This window comes from Thalassotalea hakodatensis (genome assembly GCF_030295995.1).
Lineage (GTDB): Bacteria > Pseudomonadota > Gammaproteobacteria > Enterobacterales > Alteromonadaceae > Thalassotalea_C > Thalassotalea_C hakodatensis.
Map to the genome: position 1 here is coordinate 811,800 of NZ_AP027365.1, position 26,197 is coordinate 837,996.

Genomic DNA, 26,197 nt, shown 5'->3' on the forward strand with positions numbered 1-26,197 from the left:
ATCGGAGACTAAGTAATACTATGTCTGAGCTCCCAGAAAACATGGATATTGATTCATTAGAAACACAAGAGTGGATTGAATCAATGGAAGCAGTTTTGGAAAATGAAGGTCCAGAACGCGCTCATTTCTTATTAGAGAAGCTAATTGATCAAGCGCGCCGTAGTGGCACACACTTACCGTTTGATGCAACTACAGCGTATGTAAACACTATTCCTCCAGGGCAAGAACCTCACATGCCTGCGGACCAAACCATTGAGCAACGTATACGTGCTGCAATTCGCTGGAATGCGATGGCTTTAGTATTACGTGCTTCGAAAAAAGATTTAGAACTTGGTGGTCATATTGGTTCTTTTGCTTCTTCAGCAACACTTTATGATGTAGGTTTTAATCACTTCTTTAAAGCGGCAACACCTGAAAATGGTGGTGACTTTATTTTCGCTCAAGGTCATATTTCTCCGGGTATTTATGCGCGTGCCTTTTTAGAAGGGCGCTTAACTGAAGAACAAATGGCGAATTTCCGTCAAGAAGTTGATGGCAAGGGGCTTTCTTCATATCCTCATCCTCACTTAATGGATGACTTTTGGCAGTTTCCAACGGTATCTATGGGCTTAGGTCCATTACAAGCAATCTATACCGCTCGTTTTCTTAAATACTTAACCGATCGTGGTATCAAAGATTGTTCTGAGCAACGCGTCTATTGCTTTTTGGGTGACGGTGAGTGTGATGAGCCAGAATCATTGGGTGCCATTGGCTTAGCTTCTCGTGAAGGCTTAGATAACTTAACGTTTGTAATTAACTGTAATTTACAACGTTTAGATGGCCCTGTTCGTGGTAACGGCAAAATTATTCAAGAACTAGAAGGTACCTTCCGAGGTGCTGGTTGGGAAGTGATTAAAGTGATTTGGGGTTCTTATTGGGATCCATTAATTGCGCGTGATACTTCTGGTAAATTAGTTCAGCTAATGAATGAAACCGTTGATGGTGAATATCAAAACTGTAAAGCGAAAGGCGGTAAATATACTCGCGAGAAGTTCTTTGATAAATATCCTGAAACATCAGCGATGGTGGCAAATATGTCAGATGAAGATATCTGGCGTTTAAACCGTGGTGGTCATGATCCTGTTAAAGTATATGCCGCTTATGAAAAAGCGATTAATACTAAAGGCCGTCCAACGGTTATTCTTGCAAAAACGGTAAAAGGTTTTGGTTTAGGGCAGTCAGGTGAAGCGCAAAACGTTGCACACAATGTTAAGAAAATGGACATTGAGTCAATCAAGCAATACCGTGACCGCTTCAATATGCCCATTGGCGATGACCAAATTGAAGAGTTACCCTTCTTTAAATTTGATGAAGACAGCCCTGAAATGCAGTACATGCGTGCTCGCAGAGAAGCATTAGGCGGTTCATTACCGGCACGTCGAGTGCAAGCTGATGAACAATTAGAAATTCCATCGTTAAAAGCATTCGATGCTATTACAAAAGGTTCTGGTGATCGCGAAGTATCATCAACAATGACATTCGTACGAGTGTTGAATGCCTTATTAAAAGATAAAAAAATTGGTAAACGTGTTGTGCCAATTATTCCTGATGAAGCGCGTACTTTTGGTATGGAAGGTTTATTCCGCCAAGTAGGTATTTATGCTAACGAAGGTCAAAAATATATTCCACAAGATGCGGATCAAGTTGCTTATTATCGTGAAGATAAAAAAGGCCAAGTTTTACAAGAAGGTATTAATGAGCTAGGTGCAATGGCTTCATGGGTTGCTTCTGGTACTTCTTATTCAACTTGTAACGCAACGACCATCCCATTTTATATCTATTATTCAATGTTTGGTTTCCAACGTGTTGGTGATTTAGCATGGGCTGCAGGTGATTCTCAAGCGCGTGGTTTCTTATTAGGTGCTACAGCAGGTAGAACAACGCTCAACGGTGAAGGCTTACAGCATCAAGATGGTCATTCACATGTTCAAGCAGGTTTAATTCCTAACTGTGTAACTTATGATCCAACCTATGGTTATGAAGTTGCGGTTGTTGTACAAGATGGTTTACGTCGTATGTACGAAGAAAATGAAAATGTTTTCTATTACTTAACGTTAATGAATGAAAACTATCAACACCCAGCTTTGCCAGAAGATAAAGACATTGCTGAGAAGATCATAAAAGGTATTTACCAGCTAGAACGCGTAGAAGCAAAATCTGCTAAAGCCAATGTGCAATTAATGGGGTCAGGTACAATTTTACTGCAAGTACGTGAAGCGGCACAAATATTGGCCAATGATTACAGTATTTCTTCTGATGTATATTCTGTCACTTCATTTAATGAATTAGCGCGTGAAGGCCAAGCGACAACACGTGACAATATGCTAAATCCTGAGGCTGAAGCAAAAATACCTTATATTACACAAGTGATCACTAAAGATGCTGGTCCGGCTATTGCCGCTACTGATTATGTGAAATCGTATTCAGACCAAGTACGGGCATTTATCGATACCGAATATCGCTGTTTAGGTACGGATGGTTTTGGTCGTTCGGATAGCCGAGCGAATCTACGTCGCCATTTTGAAGTAAATGCAGCTTATATTGTGGTTGCGTCATTGTATGAATTAGCCAACAGAGGAGATATTGAACGTAAAGTTGTGACAGAAGCAATTAAGCGTTTTGATATTGATACTGAAAAACTTAACCCGCTTTACGCATAATTAAGACTAGAGGAGAAGATTATGTCTGATGTTCAAAAAATTCTAGTCCCAGATGTAGGCGGCGAAGAAGTTGAAATCATTGAGATCTGTGTTGCTGAAGGTGACTCAATAGAAGCTGATGAAGGTATTGTTACTGTTGAAACCGATAAGGCGTCAATGGATATACCTGCACCGATGGCAGGCGAGTTAACATCACTTAGTGTCAGTGTTGGTGACAAAATTAAAGAAGGTGATGTAATAGGTGAGTTAAAAGTCGCAGGCGATAGTGACGCATCTGATGATGAAGCCGCGCAAGAAGAAGATAACGCTGAACCGGAAGAAAAAGCTGAGGATGATGCTAGTTCTGAATCTGAACCTGAAAAAGAGGCTAAGTCAGAGTCTAAACCGTCATCTGGTGGTAGCGAAGTTGTTGATGTTGTAGTACCTGATATCGGTGAAGATGGCGAAGTTGATGTTATCGATGTTCTTGTTTCCGTTGGCGATGAAGTTCAAGAAGAAGACGGCTTGATCACACTAGAAACAGATAAAGCAACGATGGACGTGCCTTCGTCACATGCTGGTATTGTTAAAGAAGTTAGTATTAGTGTTGGTGATAAAGTAGGTAAAGGTGCACTTGTTGTGAAGCTTGAAACCAACAGTGGTGCACCTGCAGCAATAGAAGAACCAAAAGCATCTGAACCTGCAGATGAAAAACCAACTGAACCAAAATCCGAAGGTAAGAAAAAAGCAGCACCTGTACCTCATCACCCTTCAGCGGGTGAGTTTAAATCTACTGGTAAAGTATATGCATCGCCGTCAATTCGTCGTTTAGCGCGTGAGTTTGGTGTTGACTTAACCTTAGTTAAAGGTACTGGCCGAAAAGATCGTATTTTAAAAGAAGATGTTCAATCTTATGTGAAATATGAATTGTCGCGCCCTAAAGCCACTGGTTCAAATGCTGTCGCTAGTGGTTCCGGTGGCTTGCAAGTTGTTGCAAGTAAGCCGGTTGATTTTTCTAAGTTTGGTGAAATTGAAACGAAAGAACTGTCACGCATTCAAAAAATATCAGGGCCGTTTTTACACAAGAACTGGGTAACGATTCCACATGTTACTCAATTTGACGAAGCTGATATCACGAATGTTGAAGCGTTCCGTAAAGAACAAAATGTGGTTTGTGAAAAGCAAAAGTTAGGGTTTAAAATTACCCCGCTTGTTTTTATCATGAAAGCTGCAGCAGACGCATTGAAAGCGTTCCCGACCTTTAACGCGAGTTTAAGTGAAGATGGCGAAAGCTTAATTTTGAAAAAGTACATTCACATTGGTGTTGCCGTTGATACGCCAAACGGTTTGGTTGTGCCTGTAGTGCGTGATGTTGATAAAAAAGGTATCTACGAACTTTCAAAAGAGTTACTGGAAATTAGTGTTAAAGCACGTGAAGGTAAACTGAAGGCTGCTGACATGCAAGGTGGTTGTTTTACCATTTCAAGTTTAGGTGGTATTGGTGGTACGGCATTTACCCCAATCGTTAATGCACCTGAAGTTGCTATTTTAGGTGTGTCAAAATCTGAAATGAAACCAAAGTGGAATGGTAAAGACTTTGAACCGAAGCTAATGTTACCGCTTTCGATGTCTTATGATCATCGTGTAATAGATGGCGCTTTAGCAGCACGTTTCACAGTTCATTTAGCATCGATAATGAGTGATATTCGCAAACTTATATTGTAATGAAAAAGTAAAAAAGAAAGTAATCAGCAATAATGTTGATTACTTTCTGCTACTTTGGTCTTAGAAAGTTAGATAAAAGATGGCGATTTACCTCGAGTTTGAGTAAACTTCGAGCCAGAAAAATCAAATGAATAAATACTTGTGGCTTTAATTTTTATAAGTGGCAAGTGACTAAACAACAAGTTAATTGAGGTTAGCATGAGTAACGAAATTAAAACTCAAGTAGTAGTTTTAGGTGCAGGTCCTGGCGGTTACTCAGCGGCATTCCGTGCTGCTGATTTAGGCCTAGATGTCGTATTAGTTGAAAGCCGTGAAACATTAGGTGGTGTATGTTTGAATGTAGGGTGTATTCCTTCAAAAGCATTACTTCATGTTGCAAAAGTAATCGATGACGCAGCAGCAATGGCTTCGCACGGCGTTACCTTTGGTAAACCAGAAATTGATTTAGATAAAATTCGTAGTTGGAAAGAAGACGTAATTGGTCAATTAACTGGTGGTTTAGGCGGAATGTCTAAAGCACGTAAAGTTAAAACCGTAACAGGCTTTGGTAAATTTACGTCAGACAAAGCAATTGAAGTTGAAGGTGCCGATGGTAAAACCACCATTAATTTTGATAACGCGATTATTGCCTGTGGTTCTTCAGTAATTGATTTACCGTTTATTCCAAATGATGACCCACGTGTTATTGATTCAACAGGTGCACTAGAGCTTGAAGATGTTCCGGAAGAATTACTTGTACTTGGTGGCGGTATTATCGGCTTAGAGATGGGTACAGTATATAAAGCACTGGGCTCTAATGTATCTGTCGTTGAATTTGCCGATCAATTAGTACCAGCAGCAGATAAAGACATTGTTCAGGTTTACACTAAGTACAATAAAAAGAAATTCAACATCATGCTTTCAACAAAAGTTGTTGCTGTAGACGCGAAAGATGATGGTTTGTACGTAACGTTTGAAGGTAAGAATGCGCCTGAAAAACAAGTACGTTATGATAAAATTTTAGTGGCAGTTGGTCGTAAGCCAAACGGTCATTTAGTTGCTGCTGATAAAGCAGGTGTAAATGTTGATGAGCGTGGCTTTATCAATGTATCAAATGAGTTACGTACTAATGTAAATAACATTTTTGCTATAGGTGATGTAGTTGGTCAACCAATGCTTGCACATAAAGCAGTTCATGAAGCACATGTTGCTGCTGAAGTTATTGCAGGTAAAAAGCACGTATTTGATCCACGTTGTATTCCTTCAATCGCTTATACTGATCCTGAAATGGCGTGGGTTGGTGTTACAGAGCGTGAAGCGAAAGAGCAAGGTTTAAACATTGAAACAGCTAACTTTCCGTGGGCCGCTTCTGGTCGCGCTATTGCTTCAGCACGTACTGAAGGTAAAACCAAAATGATCTTTGAAAAAGAAACAGGTCGTGTACTTGGTGGTGCTATTGTCGGTATTAATGCGGGTGAAATGCTAGGTGAAATTTGTTTAGCGGTTGAAATGGGCGCTGATGCAGAAGATGTGGGTTTAACCATACATGCTCACCCAACGTTAAATGAATCAATTGGCCTTGCAGCTGAAATTTTCGAAGGTTCAATTACTGACTTACCTAACCCGAAAGCAGTTAAGAAAAAGAAATAACAAATAAAAGTATATAGATTAGCGCTTTGTATTAATAGACGTATTATCTAGTACAATAATAAAAGCCAGCGAATTCGCTGGCTTTTTGCTATTCTTTATTAGGTTATTTTTATAAATTAAGGTGTGAATACGTATGGTTAAATACTTTATGATCAGTTTGTTAATAACGCTGGCGGGTTGCGCAAGCAGTCAGTCGAATAGTCAGTTTGACTTTGATCATGGCGTTCATTTTGAACAAACGACCTTAGATGATGGACGACTTAATATTGTTGTTCGTGCACAAGAGAAGGTTCCTTTTAATCGTTTAGCAACTTTTCTGGTTAGAAAATCTTTAGATGTATGTAAATCTTATGGCTTTAAAATTGAAATTTTAAGAGGTGTAGAAGAATATGATGATCGCCTTGCACACCCAAACTATATCCTTCCTTCCTTAGCTGCAAATGTTGAGTGTCCGTCAAAATAGTCTTTGCTGTATGTACTTTGGTATTAATTATCATTGATTAATGTAAATCATAAAAAAGGGTTGCTATTTAGCAACCCTTTTCAGTTTAATAATGCACTAAACCGCTTTAACAGGAATGTACTTAGTACTCATTTCTTCTGTTGGTGGTTCAAAGTTCGTTAAATCGATGCCTTCAACAGCAGCAGTGTACTCGTCCATTGTTGGGAAGCGACCCAATACCGTAGAAAGAACTACAAGTGGTGTTGAACCAAGAAGTGATTCACCCTTTTTCTCAGTTGTATCTGCTACTACACGGCCTTGGAACAAACGTGTTGATGTAGCAATTACAGTATCACCTGGTTCAGCCTTTTCTTGGTTACCCATGCATAAGTTACAGCCTGGGCGCTCAAGATAAAGAATATTGTCATATTTAGTACGTGCTTCACCTTTTGGTTTGTTATCGTCAAAAACAAAACCAGAGTATTTTTCTAATACCTCCCAATCACCTTCTGCTTTTAATTCATCAACAATGTTATAAGTTGGTGGCGCAACAACTAATGGCGCTTTAAATTCAATAGAGCCATTTTTCTTTTCAAGATTACGTAACATTTGTGCAATGATTTGCATGTCTCCTTTGTGCACCATACAAGAACCAACAAATCCTAAATCGACAGACTTGTTTTTGTAGTATGAAACAGGGCGAATAACATCATGTGTGTAGCGCTTAGATACGTCTTCGTTGTTTACATCAGGGTCAGCAATCATCGGCTCAGAAATCGCATCTAAATCGACAGTAACTTCGGCATAGTATTTTGCATTATCATCTGGTGATAGAGCAGGTTGAGCGCCTGTTTTAATTTCTTCAATACGCTTGTCTGCTAGCGCCATTAAGCCTGCTAACATACCCGCTTCATTTTCCATACCCTTGTTGATCATGATTTGGATGCGGCTTTTCGCAAGCTCAATTGATTGAATTAGGGTTTCATTGTTTGAGATACAGATAGAAGCTTTCGCTTTCATCTCTGCCGTCCAATCAGTAAACGTAAACGCTTGGTCAGCCATAAGAGTGCCAATGTGTACTTCAATAATACGACCTTGGAATACGTTTTCTCCACCAAATTGTTTAAGCATCTGTGCTTGCGTAGCGTGAACAACATCACGGAAGTCCATGTGCGACTTCATTTTACCTTTAAAGACTACTTTAACAGAATCAGGAATTGGCATTGCCGACTCACCAGTAGCAAGTGCGATAGCAACGGTACCTGAATCAGCACCAAATGCGACACCTTTAGACATACGCGTATGTGAATCACCGCCAATAATAATGGCGCGATCATCTATCGTAATGTCATTTAATACTTTATGGATAACATCCGTCATTGCATGATAAACACCTTTTGGATCACGCGCGGTAATAAGGCCAAAGTTATTCATAAAGCTCATTAACTTAGGAATGTTTGCTTGTGCTTTACTATCCCATACAGATGCTGTGTGACAACCAGACTGGTATGCACCATCGACTAACGGTGAAATTGTAGAAGCGGCCATTGCTTCTAGTTCCTGACAGGTCATTGGCCCTGTTGTATCTTGAGAACCAACAATATTCACTTTAACACGAACATTAGAGCCAGCATGAAGTGGTGTATCAGATATCACACCTACTGCATTGCGGTTAAAGATTTTTTCTACGGCTGTTAAGCCTTGGCCTTCGTGTGAAATCTCTTTTGATGGTGCGTAAACTTGTGGTACATCAATACCTAATGTTGCAGCAGCAAGTGTTTGAAGCTTTTTACCAAAGGTCACCGCATAAGAACCACCTGCTTTCATGAATTCCATTTTTTGTGGAGTAAACGCAGAAGATACATCAACTAACTCTTCATCACCTTTGTAAAGCTTCTTGGCTTTTGTATCGATAGTTAATACAGTGCCAGTTGCAACTGAGTATGCTTCTTCTAAAATTGGGTCACCATTAGCGTCGGTAACCGTATTGCCGTTTGCATCTACTTTTTTCACCCAGTTTTTAAGATCAAGGCCAATACCACCCGTTACATCAACTGTTGTTAAGAAAATAGGCGCTATACCGTTAGTACCGGCAACAACAGGTGCGATATTAATGAATGGAACGTAAGGAGAAGCTTGCTCGCCTGCCCAAAGTGCCACGTTGTTCACGCCTGACATACGTGACGAACCAACACCCATCGTACCTTTTTCGGCAATAAGCATAACTTTTGCATTAGGGTGTTTAGCCTGTAATGCTTTAATTTCATCTTGCGCTTGAGGTGTGATCATACATTTGCCGTGTAATTCACGGTCAGCACGAGAATGCGCTTGGTGACCAGGAGAAAGTAAATCTGTTGAGATATCACCTTCACCAGCGATATAGGTTACAACTTCAATTTTTTCGTCAACATCAGGCAGTTTTGTGAAATACTCCGCTTTGGCGTAACTTTCTAAAATGTCTTTTGCTACCGTGTTACCTTTTTTGTAAGCAACTTGTAAACGTGAAGTGTCTGCTTCATAGAGGAATACTTGGGTTTTTAATACTTCTGCAGCAGGTGTTGAAACAGTTGTATCGTCACTTAATGCTAGATCAAGTAATACTTCAATTGAAGGGCCACCTTTCATATGAGAAAGTAGTTCGAATGCAAATTCCGGTGTAATTTCGGCTACAGATTCTTGGCCGAGAATAATCTCTTTTAAGAATTTTGCTTTTACACCAGCAGCGCTAGTTGTGCCTGGCAATGTATTGTAAATGAAGAAGTTTAATGAATCTTCACGGTGCTCATGGTTTTGATCTTTAATTTGTGCGATGATTTCTGATAATAACTCTGCACTATCGATAGGCTTAGGCGCTAGACCTAAATCGGCCTTACGGCTTTCAATTTCTTTGATATATTCTAAATAAAGACTCATTTAATACTCTCTTTAGCTTTTTAATTTGCCAATAACTTAAAATCAGCAGACAATTAATTGCCTATAGTTTACCTGATTTTTGCCTTACTTCGAATCCCTTGCGGCAATAAACGCCATTCATCATATTTATAGTTAATAGAAACCTTAGTTATAATGGTTGTATTATCCACAAAACAATACAGCTAGCCCTGCTTTATAATTAAGCTACCTTAATAAATCGCTTAGATTTAGATCAGTTAACCATGCTTTTAGCAAGGTAAGGTTACTTAATTTTGTGCGTATTCGTAGTCTGATATACAGTGTTATAATACTTACTCAGGTAAGTGACGAAACTTTTTAAGAGAATTTCATGAATCATCAAACGAATAACCCATTACATGGCAAAACACTTGAAGCCATTTTAAGAGAATTAGAAGCAAAAATTGGCTGGAAAGCGATGGGAGAAAACGTTGATGTACGATGCTTTAATCATGATCCTTCTATTAAATCTAGCTTGAAATTTCTTCGCAGAACACCATGGGCGAGAGCTAAAGTTGAAGCAATGTATTTAAAAGTCTTTCATGGTTTTAGTTGGCCTAATACCAATACGCATTAGAAGTTAATCACTTAGCGAGAGTTTAAAGGCTAGAGATAAGGCATTGATTACAGAGAATGGTTATTCAGGAGAACGATCTCCTGCGTTTTCTAATAGGCCATATCCATGTAATGTCATTATTAAAATCAATAACAAATCATTTAGTTGCTTAATAAACATAAACTGTATAGGTTTTATTTTTAAATAAGTGTATATGTTAGGTTTCTAGGTATTGGTTTATTGTATGCATCATAAATTATGAACCATCGCTGGAACCTGTAATGGAATTACTCGCGCTTGTACTTTTTATTCTGTCATCTTCTGGAACGCCAGGGCCGAATAATGTGATGTTATGAATACCAATCCATCTAAAGAAGTGAACACTTAGAACTGCATGGACGATATTAGAACAAACAAAATATGTGTAGATATAGTTATTCTACATCAAGCAAATTTTGTGAGGTTATCATGTTGTCCATGAGTTCCCAAAGGGCGAGTTTTAAAGGCTTTTATGCTACGTTATTGATTTTAACAATAGAATAACTATTCTTTGCAATCAATGCCTTGCTTCTAAACCTTTTAATTCTCGCTAAGCGAGCACTTTCTTAGACGGAATGGTATTACCTCTGGTGTAAATCATGGGTTCCGTAAGAGCCTTGCTCATGTGCTAGGTATTAATATTGGCTTTCCAATTATGGTCATAGCGGTAGGCTTTGGTTTGGTTACGTTGTTTAGGCAATTTCCAAATATATACTTAATGATTAAAATCATCGGGATCTTATACTTATTATTTTTAGCCTATAAAATAGCCACCCTACCTGTAGAGTTTACTGCTAAAGAGAAGAAGCGGCCTTTTACCTTTATGCAAGCAGCTACGTTTCAGTGGGTTAACCCAAAAGCTTGGGTGATGGCGGTTAGCGCTATTATTGCTTTCACTTCATCCGCAAGTAGCGAAAATACGGAAGTGTTCTATATTGCAGCAGCATATTTAGTTTTTGGTTTACCTTGCTCATTATTTTGGCTAAGTATGGGATCTGGATTACAAACGGTGCTAAAAAAGCCTACATTCATTACTTGGTTTAATCGCTTTATGGCACTGATTTTAGTGTTGTCTATTGTGCCTATGATTGAATCAACGATAGTCATTTAGCTATTCAGTGTGGCGTATTTGCACTTTCTGTGTAGTTTAATCACAGAAAGTGCAAGACATTGATAGAAAGGTTTACCCACCGACGGTAAGTTTTCCACCTTTCCCTAGACCACCTTCAACTTGTTGCGCTTTGTAGTTACGCAATGCCTTAACCATATGATTATATGAATCGGCGAATGCTGCGGTAATGACTTTACCTTCTGGTGTATCACTGTAACCACCAGCACCAACTAGGGCGCCAAAGAAACCTAGACCAAATGCTTTAAAGTCCCAGTTTTTCGCATTACCGACAGAAGACGATACTTGTACACCTGAGCGGTTATCAACTAATAATAATGTAGTGGCTGCTTCGTTACTTTTAGCTCCACCAATAAGTAAGCCGCCAATACCGCCAACTAGACCACCTAAGCCGCCTGTACCTTTTTCACTAAACTGAATAGAAGGTTGCATGGTATAATCAGCTGCTACCATTTGGCCTTTACCAAAGTTACTATTACTGCGTAATTCGCCAGAGTTCATTAGCTCACGTTCTTTGTTTACCGCAGCCATTGCTTTACCACGTTCTACTAAAACAAAACAATTTGATTGTTGGATCATAGTACGTAGCACAGGAAGCGTGCTACCTAGATTTGGATAATGACGTTTATAGTAGCCCCACCAATCTTGATGCGTATCTTCAAAAACAGACAAAGTCCCTAGTGTTTGTGTACAGTTTTCTAAGCTACTATTTTGTCCTGACGATTCACCGCCAGCAGCACCACCTGAAACAGTATTACCTGATGACCCCCCCATAGAAGGGCTAGTACTCATACATCCAGATAAACCAATACCAAAGGCTAGAGAAAACATTATTGTATTTAAGGCTTTTTTCATAACAACTCCATTCATTTACATCCAAATACTCAAGAGAATACTATGATAAAAACCAAGTAAATCTCTTAAAAAACTGTATGTATATTAGCGTTAATTGCTATTTTGTCGCTAGTCATTTTTTAACATAATCAGTAATTTCAGGTGATAAAATGTACTCAGCTATTAGACGAGAAGCTATCTGTTTATAACTAAACGAATAAAGGCACAGCTTGTATGGTTAGCCAAAGAATCGCGACTAAAAACATAAAAATTCGAGGGGTTTTAAACGTTACCTACGTACACCAGTGGAAAATAAGTGAGTATTGTTACTGTTATGTTGGCTAGAAATGCTTATTTGCCTATTTTATTTTTGAGTTTTTTCATGTGCGCTTTAAACGCTTTATCGAATTCAGACAAACCACAAGCAAAACTCTCTCGTGATGTTAACCCTTCCATGCCAATGAATGATAAATCACGATCTACATAGCAAGTGCCATTTTCACCTTTAATTATGTTAATACCTGAGCCGAGCTGCTGAGTAGCCATTTTACGTTTTTCAGACTCATCAATCGTTACGGTTGAGTGAGGAACCAGTGCCGGCTTAGGATTAAAGATTGATCCTTTTGCTTGACCGTCCCTTAGTCGTGTAAGGTTTTCGAACATTGCTTGATCACGCTTTTCATTGATTGCTTCTATGGCACTAAATGTTTTTGTGCTTAAAGGGGACTCCAGGACCTTTTTCTTTTCAAGCATCTTATCTGGGTTACTAGCTATCGCTGGCAAAGATTGACTTTTTTCTTGTTTAACAGGTGTAGAGGTTGGAATATCGGCTTTAGGTGTAACAGATACATCAGCAACACGTTTTTTAGTAGTTTCGGTTACGCGTTTATTATCTTTTTTTATTTGAGCACTTTTAGCAGGTTGCTCAGAAGGCTTTAACGGCGTTTCTTTTACTTGTGGTCGTCGATATAAATAACTTTTTATTGGTTTTACTTGGTCAATGGTTTTATCAATACTCACCTTTGCTTGACTAACCACCCATAATAAAATCAGGTGAATAGCTATGGAGAATAATAAAGCTGGATAAATTCCTTTTAACACTATTTACATTATCGTTAATTACACTGTAACGATAGACCCCCTTGTTGAGTCTTAGTTCCAGATAATAATGAATTTTTTAGTTTTCTGTGTTTTAAGTCAGTGATAATAATCTAAAAAACTATATAGGGCTGATGATGTTAATAACGTGCTTATTTTTAGTTGATATTCATTGAAAACTAAAATGGCATTTCTGTGTCAAGAAAACGTTCAATAACCAGCTTTTCATGTAGTAATTACATATGATAGTAGCGCGTTAAAGACGTTTTTCCTCTATACTTATATTACTCATTCACCGCGTGAGAAAGCGATGGAATACGATTTTATTCATGATCCTATTACAGGACAGGCGAAAGCCAACTTTTCTTTAGACCACCAATTATTAGGGCCTTGGCTAGAAACTGAAATTGGCAGTGATGTTGATAAATTATCAAATATATTAAGTGCAATCAAACGTATTGAGCAAGGCAAAGAACAAGAATTAATGTTTATGGGGAGTGAATACACACTAACGCTGAACAGCCAAGATGCCGAGGTAAACACGAACGTGATGCTTAATGGTGAAGTAATTATGCCAGATGAACTAGCGGTTGATGCGTTACAGTTTGACTTTCAAGAAGGAGTGAGTTGCGGCGTTGATGATTTACGCTATATATTATTGTCTTGGGAGCAGTTTATCAAAACTAACTAAAATCAAATTGAATTATCTCATTTTATTTAATGATATTGTCATCACAATAACAATAAGTTAACAAAAAATGTGTTGTACGTGAGTGTGGTATTCAGCTATATACTGCGATTTAAGCGTATGTTGAACTGTAAATCGTGATGATACATTCCTTGCCTTTTCTGTTTTATTTATCATTTCAACCTTCGTTGTCAACATTATAGTGTTGAACCTGAAAGAGAAATAAATGTAACTATTTGACAATAGTGGTAATACTGTTCATCTTATATTCTCATGTCTTACGATTAATTAACCTGTGGATTTTAGCAATCATGAGATAATATCCGCAGATTTTGCTATGTTTTTTAAAGTATTCAAATAAAGTTGAAGCGTTTAATGGGTACTGTTTAAAACGGTGTGAATACTATAATCAGCATATAGGCAATTATGCCAATGCAGGAGGTCATCTTTTAATGTTTTTAAAAACAATATTAAAGCGTCAGTTTTTATTGATTGTTATCTTACTTTCTCAGCAAAGCTATGCTTTAGATTCACACCCGCTTGATACTCAAACCTATGCTGAAAAATTTACGACGGAACTTGTCACAAATGATATTAATGTTCCTTGGGGTATGGTGCAATTGCCAAGTGGCGAACTGTTAGTAACAGAACGCAGTGGAACCTTATATCTTGTTGTTCCTTCAACAGGTAAAAAACATACCATATCTGGGTTGCCTCCTATTGATGCAAATGGGCAAGGAGGTTTACTTGATATTGCTTTACATCCAAATTATCAAAAACACCCTTGGCTTTATTTTACTTATGCAAGTCCGGCTGGTAAGCCTGAAGGAAGTCATACCGCATTAGCTCGTGCTAAATTGTCAGCAAATAAGCAAGCACTTGTTGATGTGGAGGTGCTTTATAAAGCAACAGAGAACACAACTCGTGGCCAACATTATGGTAGTAGAATTGCCTTTGATGCTCACGGTTATGTGTATTTTTCAATTGGAGATCGTGGCGCTCGTGATGAAAATCCGCAAGATTTAACTCGTGATGCAGGAAAAATCCTCCGCTTACATCTTGATGGGCAGGTGCCTGAAGATAATCCTTTTGTAAGCAATAGCAAGGCAAAGGCTGCCGTTTATAGTTATGGTCATAGGAACCCTCAAGGGTTAGTTTACCGATATGATACTCAACAGCTCTGGTCGCATGAACATGGACCTCGAGGGGGTGATGAACTAAATTTAATCGAAAAAGGTGGTAATTATGGTTGGCCTGTTGTTAGTCATGGCGTTAATTACAATGGCACTATTTTTACACAATTGACCGAAAAGGAAGGAATGGTTCAACCGAAATTATACTGGAAGCCGTCAATAGCACCTTCTGCCTTTATTCATGTGTCCACAGATGTTTTTCCTCGTTTAAAAGGGAAGCTATTATTAGGTTCGATGAAGTTTGGGTATATTGTCGCTATTGAGATGAATGAACAACAAAGTATTAGCCAATATCAATTATTAAAAGGTGTAGGACGAGTTAGAAGTCTGCTTCAAGGTCATGATGGAAATATTTATATCGGCTTAGATGGTGAAGGTGTTCATAAAATTGTCGCATCAAAAACGGAATAAGTATAAAAGGATTTAACCATGAGTGAATTAACGTTAACGCAAAAGGTGAGAAAGCGTAATATTATTGCGTTATGTTTTTTTGCATTGTTAGCAACGTTATCATATGCACTTACAAGTAATGTTATTAAACAACAGCAGCATGATGCGCGTATTATTAATGTTGCTGGAATGCAACGTATGTTGTCACAAAAAATAGCATTGCACATTCATGAATATTCAAGGTCCGTAGAGAAGAACCAAGGCGCACCGAACATCACTCAACTTCTGCAAGCCGCAACCTTAAAAATCAATGAAAACCAGCAGTTCCTAACAAATACTATTTTAGCGAATGATGATTTGTTTTCTGAAAAATTAACTCGGTTTTATTTTGATCCCCCTTTAGATCTTAATAAACGAATCACCCTCTTAAATAAACATGTTTCGGCGGTATTAGCATTACGAAATATAGATGAAATTAACGCCTATATTGCAACATATCTACCAGCTCAAATGATAGAAAATTTACTTAGTGACTTAAACAAAACTGTCACTTTAATTGAGCAACAAGCACAAGAAAGAGTCGCGCTAACCATTAAATTAAAAACAGTCACCTGGTTCCTTAGTATTGGCGCGCTCATTATTGCTTACATTGTCTTATTTAGACCTACTCAGAAAGCACTTAAAAAAAATTATACTGAGCTATTACAGGCTAAAAATGAGAGTGCTGAGTATCAATTTGCTATCAACCGCCATGCTGTTGTTTACAAAATTGATCAGCAAGGTCTGTTAACTTATGTAAACCAAAATTTCTTGAAATTCTACGGCTATCAAGAACATGAATCGATAGGTTTAAATGTTTTTTCTATTTGCTCTGAAGACTACTCTAAGGAAGCTTTTTCAACAATTTTTGCAACCTGTCTTAAAGAAGGCTATTGGCATGGACAGTCGATTAATATAGATAAAAAAGGTCGAATTTTATGGTTTGATACCACCATAGTAGCGTTGAAAAACGAACATGATGAGCAAGGTAAGATTGAAAACTTTATTGTGATTCAAAATGACATAGCAGAGCAGAAAAAAACAGAATTAGCTCTTAGTGAACTACATCGTATCACCTCAAACACTTCACTTACTTTTGATAAAAAAATTACAGAGTTGCTTACTTTAGGAAGTAAATTGTTTAATTTACCGTTCGGCATTTTAAGTGAAATAAAAGAAGATCAATACACTATTCTTCACTGTATATCACCGAATGGAGAATTAGCATCTGGTGCTCAGTTTAGTTTTGATGATACATACTGCTGGCATACCTACTTAGCTAACGAACCTAAAGCTTTTCATCATGTTGGCGAAAGTGAAATACGTGAACATCCCTGTTATGAAAACTTTTCTTTAGAAAGTTATATAGGTGTACCAATATATGTTGAAGAAAAACGTTTCGGTACACTAAATTTTTCAAGCCCTGAACCGGCAGAACATCCATTTAGTGAGCAAGAACTAGAGCTGATCCAACTTATCGGCAATTGGGTAGGTGCAGAATATACACGACAATTGCAACAAAAACGTATGCTAGAGCAACAAAGAATGATGGAGCAAATGGCACATCAAGCTCGTATTGGTGCATGGGAAGTTGATGTAATCAATGAAACTTTACATTGGTCAGCAATGACAAAAATGATCCATGAAGTGAGTGATAATTATCAGCCAAATTTGCATACCGCCATTGAGTTTTATAAAAAAGGGGATAGTAGAGACCGTATTGAAGAAGCATTACAAACGGTTACTGAAAAAGGTGGCTCGTTTAGTGTTGAGTGTCAAATTGCTACGGCAACAGGGCGAGAGATATGGGTTGTTGCTCGTGGTACAGCTGAACACACAAACGGAACTTGCGTTAGAGTGTTTGGCTCTATTCAAGATGTATCAGAACGGGTGCGCGCGGCAGAAGAAATTAAACGTTTTAATCAACGGATGACACTGGCAGCTGATTCTGCAGGTATTGGTGTTTGGGAATATGATGTCGTGAATAATGTACTGAAGTGGGATGATTGGATGTGCAGACTATATGCCATTGATCGTAATACATTTTCAGGCGGCATTGAGGTTTGGGAAAACAGTATTCACCCAGACGATAAAGCACGTGTTCAGGAAGCATTTAACAAATCAAATATCGCCGATCAAAAACTTGAAATTCAGTTTAAAATCATTTGGCCATCAGGTGAGGTAAGACACATTCAAGCGGCTGCTCTCGCATTAGTTGATATAAACGGTAATACAAAAGCATTAATTGGGGTGAATTACGACATTACAGAACGCGTTGAAAATGAAATAGCACTTACGCAAGCTAAACTTCAAGCGGAGTCTGCAGCCAATGCCAAAAATGAGTTTCTCGCCAGTATGAGTCACGAAATTCGCACACCCATGAATGGCGTGATAGGTATGCTAGATCTGTTACAAGACACCAAGCTTGATATCGATCAAAGTCAACGGGTTAGAATCGCGCAAGAAAGTGCTAACTCTTTATTAACGTTAATTAATGATATTTTAGATTTTTCAAAAGTTGATGCAGGAAAGCTAGATTTAGAACATATTTCTTTCAATATAATTGACACGCTTACCAGCTTTATTCGTTCTATGTCTCTGCAAGCACAACAGAAAGGGCTTGAATTAATCTTGGATGCAACAGAGGTCGAGCAATGTTTAGTGATGGGCGATCCTAATCGTATTCGTCAAATTTTGATAAATTTAGTCGCAAACGCGATTAAATTTACCGAACAAGGTGAAGTAGTTGTCAGTGTAGCCCTTAATGAAGTCACTGATACAGATTATAAATTAACGATATCGGTAAAAGATACTGGTATTGGCATACCGACAGAACGCCAAACAAAGTTATTTAATGTATTCGAACAATTAGATGCATCAACTACTCGCCAGTATGGCGGTACAGGCTTAGGTTTAGCAATCGTGAAAAAGCTTTGTTTACAAATGAAAGGAGATATTCGAGTTGTCAGTGAGCATGATCAAGGAAGCGAGTTTATTTGCCACTTATTGTTAAACAAAGCGACAGATACATTACCGGTAAAACCCGCGAGTACTAAGATAAATTCAGTGTTAGTTGTCGATAAAAATCGTACCGCAGGCGAGGTGCTTTGTCGTCAATTAAACCATTGGCAGATCAATACGCAGTATGCTGCAGATGGAAATCAAGCAATAAAGATGTGCGAGCAACTTGTTGCATTTGAAAAGCCGCTATTTGATGTAATATTAATCGATGTTGAATTATCACAAGTTGATGGACGTCATCTTATTGAACGGTTAGACGCGGATAGTCGCTTTGATGCCGTAAATATCATTATTATGACACCTGTGAATATGCCAAGTATTGTTAGTCCTTTTATGGCTTTGAATGTACACCAACACATCACAAAACCAGTGACAACAGATGCTCTTTTATCAATTGTTAATGCTGACAATAAAGATGTTGATAATGAGCTGATTAACACGGCTTCTCATGATGAGGAACACACTGACGTTTCGAATAAACCAAATTCTGAGGTTTGTAATCCCCGCGTATTATTAGTCGAAGATAACCGTATCAACCAAGCGGTTGCCAAAGGCGTATTAACTAAATTGGGTATTGAATGTGAGGTTGCACAACATGGCGTGGAAGCTTTAGCGACATTAAAAAGTTTTGATAATGACTACTTTCAGTTGATTTTGATGGACTGCCAAATGCCGGAAATGGACGGTTATCAAGCTACGGAGGCGATACGTGCAGGAGAGGCAGGTATGACCTACCAAACGATTCCTATCGTTGCGATGACAGCTAACGCAATGAAAGGAGACCGAGAAAAATGCTTAGCTGCAGGAATGGATGAGTATATCACCAAACCGATAAACCAAAACAAGGTGAAATCGGTTCTCTCGCAATACGTTTCTACCGTTGAATAAAGTGTATTAATTTAGAGTAAATACTATTAAGCACTCGCTTGTAATTCAATGCTTTCTTCTAATAGGTCGAGGTAATCCTCTTGATCGAAATCTAAACAGCACAAAACATCTTCTTTAATCGCTTCCCAATCAGGTGCATCGCGGAAATGCTTTTGCTGAAAAACAAGATTCTCTGCCATTTTTAAAATAGCAAAATAGACTTGTTGGGAACGACTTTGAGACGTTGAAAGAAATTGACGGTCATGATGGCATAAAATTAACTGACAAATTTCTTTTGGTAAACGCCAAGATTTAGCAACATAATAACCGATTGTGGCATGGTTAACGCGAAAAATGTCATCTTCGATGACGGTTAAGGTTTTACTGGGTGTATTAAAAGCCTGTTGATAAACTTCTGGGTAATTTGGGTACTTCATTGCCATAACAGGAATACCACAATCGTGAAATAATCCTAACGAAAACAACTTATCAGTAGAAACGGCTAATTTTATTTTTTTGCCAATATTAACTGAGGTACTAGCAATATTTTGAGCATTATCCCAAAACTCCTCTAAGGCTATACTAGAATCATTTTGACTAAAGCACCGTTGCATTAAAATATTAGTCACTAACGTTGAAATGCCAGTTAAACCAATAAACTTGGTTGCTTTATTGATATCAGAAATAGAGCGGGCTAAACCATAAATAGGTGAATTAATGGTTTTGATCACGGTAGAGGAAACAGCAACATCTTGAGAAATAATGGATGCAACTTGATTAATATCAGGTTCATCTGCTGCAATAACACGTTGTAAACGTAGCAGCAACTCAGGTTGAGGCGGTACTGAAAACCCACGTTTTATATCCGCTAATACTTTTTCATCGACTTCTAGCATAATATTGATCTTTTGTTATTGTTCTTGTTTTCGTTATGCTTCCCATACATTATGATGGGAATGAAAATTAACGCTTTGTTTAAAAAAACGACACTTTACTATCGCTCAAATTGTTAAAATAAACAATGCAAATTTTAAGTATCTCTTTTAAACAGCCAATAAAAGTAACCATAAAAATGAAAACATCTAACAGAAAATTCAATCGTACTAACTTTTTAACCGCACTGATTATGTTGTGTAGCTTAAGCTTTTCAGCGGTGGCAAATGAGCTTTCATGGCAGGTAAAGCAATTACCCAATGAACCTTCTTTGCGTGGTAGCGCTATGGTTGATGGGAAAATGTGGGTGACTGGTACAAACAAAAGTGTGTTTATCAGTGAAGATCAAGGAAATACTTGGCTTGATAAGTCAGTTAATACTGAGCAATTGTTAGACTTTAGAGACATTGAAGTATTTGATAAACAAACCGCCATTATTATGAGCGTGGGCTCAGGGAAAGATTCTAAACTATTGAAAACTACTGATGGAGGAGATAGTTGGCACTTACTATACCAAAATGAAGATGAGCAAGGCTTTTTTGATTCCATTGGTTTTTGGGATAATCAAGTGGGTTTATTATTAGGTGATCCCGTTGATGGTTATTACGTTGTCAAAAAAACGCAAGACGGTGGCAAAACGTGGCGACGCATCGCAAAAACTAAACTCCCTTTGCTTCTCAACAATGAAGCAGCATTTGCTGCTTCTGGTAATACTTTACTCGTTGGCGAGCAAGGGAAAGCTTGGATCACAACGGGTGGCTTTTCTGCATCTGTCTATGTTTCTCATGATTGGGGCGAATCATGGCAACGTCAATCTGTTCCACTGTATCAAGCAACACAAACAGCAGGTGGTTACGGATTGGCGTTAAATCATCATCAACAATTGTTTGTTCTCGGTGGTGATTATCAACAGCGCCCTAAAGCCTATGCCAACATTGCACGTTTTGAAAAACAGTGGCAATTAGTCAATGCAGGGCAAAGAGGCCTGAGAACTGCAATGAGCTGTTCTGAACGACTGTGTATCGCTACAGGAAAAACAGGCAGTGATTTGTCTTTTGATCAAGGCAAAAAATGGCAAGCCTTTGATAATGAAAATGCTGAGCAAGGCGATAAAGGTTTTTATACACTGGCAAATGAAGGTGAAATGTTTATTGCCGCAGGTGCGAAGGGCAAAGTAGGTGTTATTCGCGTTAAACCATAGTGCCATGAATTGTGCTGCGAAATATCTCGCAGCACTAATGTGACATCATTCAATTTTTTCTGCTTACAATATTGGTTTGCTTCCGCTGTTTTTGCCTCGCTGACAACTCAAGAGCTAGGGCAAGTAAACTTGCCAAAATGGTTGTAATGAATAAAAACTCTTTATTTACTGTTTGATCTGAGACTTTAATTACAATGTCAGTAGTACGCTGTGCTTGCTGTTGCGCTGTATCGACAATTAACGAGAATGTAAGATTAATATCGCTTGATATTTTAGGCGCTTGAAATGATATTTTATTGTCGCGAGTTGTGAAATTAACCTTAGGGCCAGTGAGTTGTTGCCAATAGTAATCTATTGGTTGTCTTTTGCCACCATCAACCTCGGCAACTAAGGTTACTTTTTTGCCTGAAAAAGCGTTGTAAGTATTAATGCTCTTTATATGTATAGCAGCCGCATTGTTTTTAATGTGCGACTTTTTTAAACTGCTCTGCTGATATTGATTAAGCAAAAAAGCACCGATGGTGATCGCCATTAGTATTCCAAATAACATACCAAAAATTCGTAATAGGTGGTGGTGATAAAATTCGTTAATAGTGTTTATTTTGTTCATATATTTCCTACTGTGATGATTCTTGTTATGAAGAGGTAAATGTTTAATAGGGACCAAAAATGTTTTCTGGTGCATACCAAAAACTGCGCCAAAGGTTGTTACCGTGTATATAGTAAACATCGTCAAGATTAAAGATTGCTCTATCATCTAATGATGAAGGGAAGTGTGGGGTGACATTCAAAGAATTATTAAACGCAGATACATTCCCAATGTGGTGTAATTGAGCACCAGTGTTTTTATTCGTTATTTCTATTAACGTTAGAAAGTTTTCTTTAGTCCAAGTTTCTATATTGGTATTTTTTTGTTGCTCGCTTTTTACTTGCCATCTTTCCATAGGAATGCCAAAGCGATGACGTTCGTTAGGTTCACTTAAGTGATGCGCGAGTGCAAGATAATTGAATTCAACAGGAGTGAAAGCTGCTGGCTGTGTAAAAGAGGCGATGACTCTAGGTGAATTAATGTTACTGACATCGAAAAGGCTAATTTTCGACCCTTGCACTATCGACGTTTGATCGTTCGTGTGAGTATTCTCAATTTGACTTTCTGGAGTATTTTGTTCTATGCCTAGTAAAAGTTCAGTTGAAATGGGGTGTAGATATGATAAACCGCTAGGTATGCTGAGAGTTCCACTAATATACGGTGCGTTTGGATTTGATAAGTTGACAAGATAGATAGGATCGCTTGCTAAAGACGTCATAATGTAGGCTAAATTATTATCAAAACGAACCGCTTTTATATTTTGCTGCACACTGTGATCAAGAGGACTTACTCCTATCTTTTGGGGCTGAGTATCATTGGGTAACCGCGCAATAATGTTAAGGGCTTTTTGCTGGCTATTTATGGGTTCCTGTAAAATAAATAATTGATGTTCAAAGCCTGTATTTTCATTTCCTTCAGTAGTAACAACGCGTAACATCGACTGGAACTCACTGAACCGTAAGTTCTCGTTTAATTCGCCAAAACCACCGGGTAGTGCAACAGATCCACGATAACCAAGTTCTTGTTCTTTAAATGAAAACTTATGAATGACAGATGTTTTTGCATTGTTGATATGTTTTTTTGTGTTGTATAAGTACATGGCTTTTTTCGAAGTATATACACCTTGAATATCACTATTAATGCACCGTGATGTGATTGACTCTGGTTTATTAATATCAATTACAGTCAATGTTGTTATGCCATCAAAACCATCGTCATCGTTACTTGTTGCAGAAATAAAACATTGATCAGATGTTACTAGTGGTGAGCTGATACCTTGATCATTGGTTATTTGGGGGAGAATATCTGCTATCGGGGTTGAGTAGATTTTTCGATAATTAGCAAGGTGTTCAGCGTCGTTGTTTGCAAGTGGCAGCCCAGGAATATAAGGGGAGAAACTACTTAGAAAGTACAGCTTATTACCAATTTTTCTGCTATCAATAATGCGTCCGTCAACGGTAAAAGTATGTTGCAATATCGCTTGTTCAGGTGACGAAATATCAAGGATAGACAGGTGGGATCTGTGTCCTACAGGAAAAAACGACGCTTTTTCAGGGGTATTTTTACTTGCGTAACCTGCATAGTGTTGTTGATTGCTAAAAGCTGCTAATCGATTATCGGTGATATATATACCATTAATTACGGCATCTTTTAACATCAGTGGAACGTAAACAATTGGCGTGATATCGCCTTGTTGATACTTCGATAAAATTTTAATACCTGGTGCTGATTCATCAGTTGATTGATCGTTATAGTGTGGGTTAGTTGCGATAAATATATATTGATCATTTTGTTTTATTCGATCGCCTGCGAAGGTAGTATTTTTTATTGCCGATGATGAATAACGTAAAGAGGTTACTGCGTGTTTTTCATTATATATTGGTACTAAAGGGTATTTATTCCTCGCTTTACTTCTTAAATAAATACCGTTTCGTAAATGACGTTGAAAAGTATGACGATCTACTTTTTTTAATGGCGTTGTTGAGTTTTCCAATGCATTTAACGGCGGGATTGCGTGAATATTTTGTGTCACGATAATGTCTGCTTTGTCTGAGTTGCAGCCAAGAACACAGAGACACAGTGTAAAAAGAGTAACTTTCAATGTCATCATGTTGTTCCTTATCGAATACTATGCATTATTGAATTACTATGAATGAAGTTAAGGTGAACTGCTGTTGCCAATTGCTATTAAATGTAATCAGGTGTAATCGCCGCTAGTATTTGTTGGCTTCTGTGATAAATTGAGGCAAAAATTTTCGGAGTAAACTTGTTGAAGTATTTAGCACTGCTATGTTGTTTTCTTACTTATACTGCAATTGCTGGTTGCCACCCTGAGAGTGATTCGTGCGCACCCGTATCGCAATGGCAGTTTTCAATTGCTGTTGGTGGTGGTGTTCATACGAATCCGCTAAATGGCGGAGATAACATTCCTTTAGTGCTTGTTCCATCTGTAAGTTATTACAGTGAAAAGCTTTTTTTTGATAATGGGTTGCTAGGTTATTCGTTAGTAGAAAATGAACGTTGGGTTTTTAGTGCGATTACACAGCTTAATCAAGAGAAAGCTTATTTTACTCGTTGGCATCCAAAAAATATTTTTGTCGTAAGCATGAATAATGCGTTTCATGGCGCGTCAAAAGAAGCCATTGATATAAACCAAGTTGAAGATCGCGACTGGGCGCTTGACGCGGGGGGGCAACTTAATTGGTTTATTGATCAACACACAGGTGTCATGGCAAAACTTCTGTGGGATGTTTCCAATGTTTACCAAGGTTACACAGGGGAGTTGAGTGTTAATCACCGAGTAACTTTACCATTTATAGAACATAGCCAACTTTCTTTTGGTTTAGGCGCACAGGTTAATAGCCGTAAACTAGTGAATTACTATTATGGTGTGGAGCAACAAGATAGCCTGTTTACTCAAGTGACTTTTCAAGGCAAAACCAGTATTAACCCTGTTTTTCATGTGAAATTTACGAAAGCAATTTCAACCCAGTGGCGCTTATCGTTTTATTGGAAACGAAAGCTGCTTGATGCCAATACAGCTAACAGTCCACTGATTAACACATCACAAATAGATACCGTATTTCTAGGGATGGAATATGCGTTTTAAACTCGGTGTTAAGCGATGGTTACTTATCGCTGGAATACTCAGTCAGCCACTTGTAAATGCACAAGAAGTGGTATTAAATATCTCTCCTACCATATGTATTGTTAATAAAATGGGTGAACCGTGCACCATGACAGTAAATGTGAATTGGCAAACCCCAAACGCTGGTAATTACTGTTTATATCAAGATGCCGAGCAATTAACTTGCTGGCAAAACACGGCAAGTATAGCAACACGGTTAAATATTCATCTCCAGCAAAACATGATGTTTAGTTTACGAGATCAAGAAACAATATTGGCGCAAAAACAAATTCGCGTGAATGCGAGTGCACCAAGAAAATTTAGACGTAAATTACGAGCTCAATGGAGTGTATTTTAATGGCAAACATATTGTTGGTTGAAGACGATGAACGTTTAGCTAAATTGATCAAAGACTTTTTAAAACAAAATGGTTTTGATGTTACGGTGCTACATCGTGGTGATCACGCACTTGATTACATAAAAAAAAGCCAGCCTGACTTAACCATTCTTGATGTGATGTTACCTAAAGTAGATGGTTTTTCAATTTGTCGTGCAGTGCGTCCTTTCTATCAACAACCGATATTATTTTTAACAGCTAAAGACAGCGATATTGATCACGTACTTGGCTTAGAAATTGGTGCTGATGATTACCTAACAAAACCCATTGAACCACGTGTACTACTTGCCCGAATTAATACGCGTTTGCGGCGCAAGAGTGCTCCTGAACTCGCCGTTGAAACACTTTCTTATGGTGAGTTGGTTATAGATAAAACGGCTCGAAGAGTGACTTTGTCAAATCAGCTTATTGATTTAACAAGTCATGAATTTGAATTGTTATGGTTGTTAGCTGAAAACGCGGGTGAACCGCAAAGTCGTGATTATATTCATCAAAAAATGATCGGACGTGAATACGATGGCTTAGACCGCAGTGTAGACGTGAGAGTGTCTAGACTTCGTAAAAAATTACATGATAACGTAGAACAACCCTTTCGTATTATCACTGTTTGGGGTAAAGGCTATATGTTGAGTAAAACGGCTTGGCACAGTTAATGGTAAGGGAAGCATTTCACTGTAATGGCGCATTGAGG

Annotated in this window: 18 protein-coding genes and 1 pseudogene; 13 read left to right on the plus strand and 6 right to left on the minus strand. The window is 38.2% G+C overall.

Annotated features, from left to right (window positions below):
- Positions 1-20: 20 nt before the first annotated feature.
- The 4 genes from aceE (at position 21) to QUE72_RS03480 (ending at position 6,495) form a co-directional block, all read left to right on the plus strand.
- A complete protein-coding gene (aceE, locus tag QUE72_RS03465; RefSeq protein WP_286271588.1) occupies positions 21-2,699 on the plus strand; it encodes a pyruvate dehydrogenase (acetyl-transferring), homodimeric type in 2,679 nt (892 codons plus the stop codon).
- 21 nt (positions 2,700-2,720) lie between these two features.
- The gene (aceF, locus tag QUE72_RS03470) at positions 2,721-4,403 is read left to right on the plus strand and encodes a dihydrolipoyllysine-residue acetyltransferase (RefSeq protein WP_286271591.1); all 1,683 of its coding nucleotides are present in this window, start codon (positions 2,721-2,723) and stop codon (positions 4,401-4,403) included.
- A 198-nt stretch (positions 4,404-4,601) separates the two neighbouring features.
- Positions 4,602-6,032: a dihydrolipoyl dehydrogenase gene (gene lpdA / locus QUE72_RS03475; RefSeq protein ID WP_074498306.1), complete on the plus strand. Its 1,431-nt coding sequence runs from the start codon at positions 4,602-4,604 to the stop codon at positions 6,030-6,032.
- Between the two features lie 133 nt (positions 6,033-6,165).
- On the plus strand, positions 6,166-6,495 hold the full coding sequence (locus QUE72_RS03480; protein ID WP_074498307.1) for a hypothetical protein: 330 nt from the start codon (positions 6,166-6,168) through the stop codon (positions 6,493-6,495).
- Between the two features lie 96 nt (positions 6,496-6,591).
- Here the strand turns inward: QUE72_RS03480 and QUE72_RS03485 are convergent, their stop codons facing one another.
- Positions 6,592-9,387: a bifunctional aconitate hydratase 2/2-methylisocitrate dehydratase gene (locus tag QUE72_RS03485; RefSeq protein WP_286271593.1), complete on the minus strand. Its 2,796-nt coding sequence runs from the start codon at positions 9,385-9,387 to the stop codon at positions 6,592-6,594.
- 349 nt (positions 9,388-9,736) lie between these two features.
- Between QUE72_RS03485 and QUE72_RS03490 the strand changes: the two are divergent.
- Both QUE72_RS03490 and QUE72_RS03495 read left to right on the plus strand, forming a co-directional pair.
- A pseudogene (locus QUE72_RS03490) lies at positions 9,737-9,937 on the plus strand (VF530 family protein); the annotation flags it as partial.
- 643 nt (positions 9,938-10,580) lie between these two features.
- Positions 10,581-11,111 (plus strand): LysE family translocator, encoded by a 531-nt coding sequence (locus QUE72_RS03495; RefSeq protein ID WP_286272942.1) that lies wholly within the window; start codon positions 10,581-10,583, stop codon positions 11,109-11,111.
- A 72-nt stretch (positions 11,112-11,183) separates the two neighbouring features.
- Here the strand turns inward: QUE72_RS03495 and QUE72_RS03500 are convergent, their stop codons facing one another.
- Positions 11,184-11,984 (minus strand): CsgG/HfaB family protein, encoded by an 801-nt coding sequence (locus tag QUE72_RS03500; RefSeq protein WP_286271597.1) that lies wholly within the window; start codon positions 11,982-11,984, stop codon positions 11,184-11,186.
- Positions 11,985-12,314: 330 nt separating this feature from the next.
- On the minus strand, positions 12,315-13,064 hold the full coding sequence (locus tag QUE72_RS03505) for a hypothetical protein (protein ID WP_286271598.1): 750 nt from the start codon (positions 13,062-13,064) through the stop codon (positions 12,315-12,317).
- Between the two features lie 307 nt (positions 13,065-13,371).
- Between QUE72_RS03505 and QUE72_RS03510 the strand changes: the two genes are divergently transcribed.
- From QUE72_RS03510 to QUE72_RS03520, 3 genes are all read left to right on the plus strand, one after another.
- A complete protein-coding gene (locus QUE72_RS03510) occupies positions 13,372-13,752 on the plus strand; it encodes a YacL family protein (protein ID WP_286271599.1) in 381 nt (126 codons plus the stop codon).
- Positions 13,753-14,201: 449 nt separating this feature from the next.
- On the plus strand, positions 14,202-15,353 hold the full coding sequence (locus QUE72_RS03515) for a PQQ-dependent sugar dehydrogenase (protein ID WP_074498314.1): 1,152 nt from the start codon (positions 14,202-14,204) through the stop codon (positions 15,351-15,353).
- A gap of 18 nt (positions 15,354-15,371) precedes the next feature.
- A complete protein-coding gene (locus tag QUE72_RS03520) occupies positions 15,372-19,280 on the plus strand; it encodes a response regulator (RefSeq protein ID WP_286271600.1) in 3,909 nt (1,302 codons plus the stop codon).
- Between the two features lie 26 nt (positions 19,281-19,306).
- Here QUE72_RS03520 and QUE72_RS03525 read toward each other — a convergent pair whose 3' ends face one another.
- Positions 19,307-20,155, minus strand: a complete 849-nt coding sequence (locus QUE72_RS03525; RefSeq protein WP_074498316.1) for an HDOD domain-containing protein — start codon at positions 20,153-20,155, stop codon at positions 19,307-19,309.
- Between the two features lie 176 nt (positions 20,156-20,331).
- Between QUE72_RS03525 and QUE72_RS03530 the strand changes: the two genes are divergently transcribed.
- Entirely contained in the window at positions 20,332-21,393 is a 1,062-nt protein-coding gene (locus tag QUE72_RS03530) for a WD40/YVTN/BNR-like repeat-containing protein (protein WP_286271601.1), read from the plus strand.
- Positions 21,394-21,442: 49 nt separating this feature from the next.
- On the opposite strand, the gene QUE72_RS03535 is transcribed toward QUE72_RS03530, so the two are convergent.
- A complete protein-coding gene (locus QUE72_RS03535; protein ID WP_286271603.1) occupies positions 21,443-22,003 on the minus strand; it encodes a hypothetical protein in 561 nt (186 codons plus the stop codon).
- Between the two features lie 43 nt (positions 22,004-22,046).
- Positions 22,047-24,092 (minus strand): beta-propeller domain-containing protein, encoded by a 2,046-nt coding sequence (locus QUE72_RS03540; protein WP_286271605.1) that lies wholly within the window; start codon positions 24,090-24,092, stop codon positions 22,047-22,049.
- A 156-nt stretch (positions 24,093-24,248) separates the two neighbouring features.
- On the opposite strand from QUE72_RS03540, the gene QUE72_RS03545 reads away from it, so the two are divergent.
- Genes QUE72_RS03545 through QUE72_RS03555 form a run of 3 tightly spaced genes read left to right on the plus strand, consistent with a single transcriptional unit; the run spans position 24,249 to position 26,159 of the window.
- Positions 24,249-25,091 carry a MipA/OmpV family protein gene (locus QUE72_RS03545; RefSeq protein ID WP_286271606.1) on the plus strand — a complete coding sequence of 281 codons (843 nt, stop codon included), beginning with the start codon at positions 24,249-24,251 and terminating at the stop codon, positions 25,089-25,091.
- On the plus strand, positions 25,081-25,467 hold the full coding sequence (locus tag QUE72_RS03550; RefSeq protein ID WP_074498320.1) for a DUF3019 domain-containing protein: 387 nt from the start codon (positions 25,081-25,083) through the stop codon (positions 25,465-25,467). The genes QUE72_RS03545 and QUE72_RS03550 overlap by 11 nt, the downstream gene beginning before the upstream one ends.
- A complete protein-coding gene (locus QUE72_RS03555) occupies positions 25,467-26,159 on the plus strand; it encodes a response regulator (RefSeq protein ID WP_286271608.1) in 693 nt (230 codons plus the stop codon). Before QUE72_RS03550 ends, QUE72_RS03555 begins: the two co-directional genes overlap by 1 nt.
- The last annotated feature ends 38 nt before the right edge of the window (positions 26,160-26,197 follow it).

Bases quoted from the DNA above. Each gene is read 5' to 3' on its own strand.
- QUE72_RS03510 (WP_286271599.1), top strand. From the start codon at position 13,372: ATGGAATACGATTTTATTCATGATCCTATTACAGGACAGGCGAAAGCC.
- QUE72_RS03515 (WP_074498314.1), top strand. From the start codon at position 14,202: ATGTTTTTAAAAACAATATTAAAGCGTCAGTTTTTATTGATTGTTATC.
- QUE72_RS03540 (WP_286271605.1), bottom strand. From the start codon at position 24,092: ATGATGACATTGAAAGTTACTCTTTTTACACTGTGTCTCTGTGTTCTT.
- aceF (WP_286271591.1), top strand. From the start codon at position 2,721: ATGTCTGATGTTCAAAAAATTCTAGTCCCAGATGTAGGCGGCGAAGAA.
- QUE72_RS03520 (WP_286271600.1), top strand. From the start codon at position 15,372: ATGAGTGAATTAACGTTAACGCAAAAGGTGAGAAAGCGTAATATTATT.
- QUE72_RS03550 (WP_074498320.1), top strand. From the start codon at position 25,081: ATGCGTTTTAAACTCGGTGTTAAGCGATGGTTACTTATCGCTGGAATA.
- QUE72_RS03480 (WP_074498307.1), top strand. From the start codon at position 6,166: ATGGTTAAATACTTTATGATCAGTTTGTTAATAACGCTGGCGGGTTGC.
- aceE (WP_286271588.1), top strand. From the start codon at position 21: ATGTCTGAGCTCCCAGAAAACATGGATATTGATTCATTAGAAACACAA.
- QUE72_RS03485 (WP_286271593.1), bottom strand. From the start codon at position 9,387: ATGAGTCTTTATTTAGAATATATCAAAGAAATTGAAAGCCGTAAGGCC.
- QUE72_RS03525 (WP_074498316.1), bottom strand. From the start codon at position 20,155: ATGCTAGAAGTCGATGAAAAAGTATTAGCGGATATAAAACGTGGGTTT.
- QUE72_RS03500 (WP_286271597.1), bottom strand. From the start codon at position 11,984: ATGAAAAAAGCCTTAAATACAATAATGTTTTCTCTAGCCTTTGGTATT.
- QUE72_RS03555 (WP_286271608.1), top strand. From the start codon at position 25,467: ATGGCAAACATATTGTTGGTTGAAGACGATGAACGTTTAGCTAAATTG.
- QUE72_RS03530 (WP_286271601.1), top strand. From the start codon at position 20,332: ATGAAAACATCTAACAGAAAATTCAATCGTACTAACTTTTTAACCGCA.
- QUE72_RS03535 (WP_286271603.1), bottom strand. From the start codon at position 22,003: ATGAACAAAATAAACACTATTAACGAATTTTATCACCACCACCTATTA.
- lpdA (WP_074498306.1), top strand. From the start codon at position 4,602: ATGAGTAACGAAATTAAAACTCAAGTAGTAGTTTTAGGTGCAGGTCCT.